The sequence below is a fragment of the Streptomyces sp. NPDC004667 genome (assembly GCF_040609475.1).
Classification (GTDB): Bacteria; Actinomycetota; Actinomycetes; order Streptomycetales; family Streptomycetaceae; genus Streptomyces.
Genome location: NZ_JBEXKC010000245.1, coordinates 1 through 2149, shown reverse-complemented (window position 1 = coordinate 2149; position 2149 = coordinate 1). Strand labels below are relative to the sequence as shown.

Below are 2149 nucleotides of genomic sequence, written 5' to 3'. Positions count from 1 at the left end.
GGCCGTGCTCCCGAGGAGTGCGGTGACCGCGATCAGGACGAGGGCGGTCGCCCACGCCGCTCGTCCGCGCGGGTCATCGGCCGAACGGGGCTGCGTGCACCGGGTCTGCATACGGCGAACTCCCTCTGTCCTGCGTCGCGACAGGGGCGGCACACGGGATCGGGGAACGTGTGGCGCCCGCGCTCGACCGAGCGGCAAGGACAGCCTCCCACCGTCGCGCCCGGCGGGCCGGGACGCGGGCCGCTTCAGCGGAGCGATTCCCTCGGGGGGCGCTCGCGCAGGGCTCCGTATCCGATGAAGTAGGCGGGGATCCGGTTCAGCCACCGCGAGTCGGTGACGAGCTCCGTCATCCGTTGGGCCCGCCGGGGGTCGCCGAACGCGGTGCGGCCCGCCAGCAGCGGTTCGATGACCTGGGCGTGGGCCAGGCGCTGGAGGCCCTGGGTCGCCACGGTGGTCGGCCAGCGGCGGAGTTGGACGCGGCGCACGTCGTGGAGTCCTACGGTGCCCTCGCGCAGCGGACGCACGAGGTGGCGGGCCGCGGCCACCGCGTCCTGCACGGCGAGGTTGATGCCGATGCCGAAGACGGGTGACATCGCGTGGGCGGCGTCGCCGATGCACAGCAGCCCCGGACGGTGCCAGCGGCGGAGGCGGTCGAGGCGTACGTCGAGGAGTTTCACCTCGTCCCAGGAGGTGACGGCGTCGCTGCGGCCGGCCAGCCACGGGACGGCGGTCGTGAACCGGGTCATGAACCGCTCCAGGCCCTCCGCGCGCCGCTCCGCGTCGGTGCCCTTGGGGATGAGGGCCGCGCACTGCCAGTAGTCGCCCCGGTCGATCAGCGCGGTGAAGAACCGGTCGCCCAGGCCGCCCACGAGTCCGCTGGGATCGTCCTCGTGGCGCGGCAGCCGGAACCACCAGGCGTCCATGGGGCAGGGGAAGTCTTCCAGGCCGAGTTCGGGCAGGGTTCTGGCCAGGGAACCCCGGCCGTCGCAGGCCACGGTGAGGGTGGCACGGAGCTCACCGGTGCCGCCGTCCGCGGTGCGGTAGCGCACGCCCGTGACCCGCCCGCGCTCCGTGAGGTAAGAGGTCACCTCGGTGTCCATGCGCAGGCGGAAGGAGGACTCCCGGCCGGCTTCGTCGGCGAGCAGGTCGAGCAGGTCCCACTGGGGCACCATCGCGATGTAGTTGTACTTCCCGTGGAGCGCGCCGATGTTCCCGACCGTGACGAGGGACCGGTCCGGCCCGATGGGGAGCTGCACCGACGTCACCCGGCGCTGGGGCAGCCGGGCGAACCGTTCGGCGAGGCCGATGTCGTCGAGGAGCGACAGGGTGGAGGGGTGCACGGTGTCGCCGCGGAAGTCGCGCAGGAAGTCGCCGTGCTTCTCCAGCACGGTCACCTCCACCCCGGCCCTCGCCAGCAGCAGCGCCAGCACCATCCCGGCCGGCCCGCCTCCCACGACGCAGCACGTCGTACGCTCCACACCGCCACCTCCTTCGCGGGGATCGGGCGAACCCCAGGAGACGTATACCGCACGGGGAGGGCCGGTTCCGGCACCGGCGGCGCCGGGCCCGGCCGCCGGGTCGGCCAGCTGCCCGAGATGACGAGTCGCGCGGAGGTGGCTAGCATGGGGAGAAGACGGCCGCAACTGCGGGATCCGCTCTCTGCCCGCAGTGGTGCACGCGGCCAGGGATTCGCGTGTCGGCAGGGGGTCCGTGGCTCGAAGAGGCCACGTTGACGGCGGATGCGCACGCAGCACATTCATTCAGCCACAGGAAAACTCCGTGCACGTTTTCACGAGAGGAGGCAGAACGCATTCGTGCCACCACGCGTGGCACAGCATCGAGAAGGGTTCTGAAACCATGCAAGCACTCAGAGTCAAGCGGCTCTTCGCCGTGTCCGCCATCGGTGTTCTCATGGCCGGCGGCGCGGCGCTCGGCGCCGCGGGTACGGCCTCCGCGGCCATGCCCACCCACTCCGTCACCTACAGTCACGGCGGCGGCGGTTGGGACGACGACCACGGAAACGGCGGATGGTCCGACAACGATGACGACTGGGGCGGAGGCGGATGGGACGACGGCGGCGGCTGCTGACGAACCGAGCCCGAGCCGTACCGGTGCGGACCGTCGAAAGACGGTCCGCACCTACGAGTGT

Annotated in this window: 2 protein-coding genes; one reads left to right on the top strand and one right to left on the bottom strand. The window is 71.9% G+C overall.

Annotation, left to right across the window (positions count from 1 at the left end):
- Window positions 1–245: 245 nt before the first annotated feature.
- A complete protein-coding gene (locus ABZW32_RS39730; RefSeq protein WP_356225782.1) occupies window positions 246–1478 on the bottom strand; it encodes an FAD-dependent oxidoreductase in 1233 nt (410 codons plus the stop codon).
- Window positions 1479–1857: 379 nt separating this feature from the next.
- Here ABZW32_RS39730 and ABZW32_RS39725 point away from each other — a divergent pair, with 379 nt between their 5' ends.
- Complete coding sequence (locus tag ABZW32_RS39725) at window positions 1858–2088, top strand: hypothetical protein (protein ID WP_356225780.1); 231 nt, start codon at window positions 1858–1860, stop codon at window positions 2086–2088.
- Window positions 2089–2149: the final 61 nt, after the last annotated feature.

Coding starts and splice junctions, on each gene's coding strand:
- ABZW32_RS39725 (WP_356225780.1), top strand. CDS start 1,858: ATGCAAGCACTCAGAGTCAAGCGGCTCTTCGCCGTGTCCGCCATCGGT.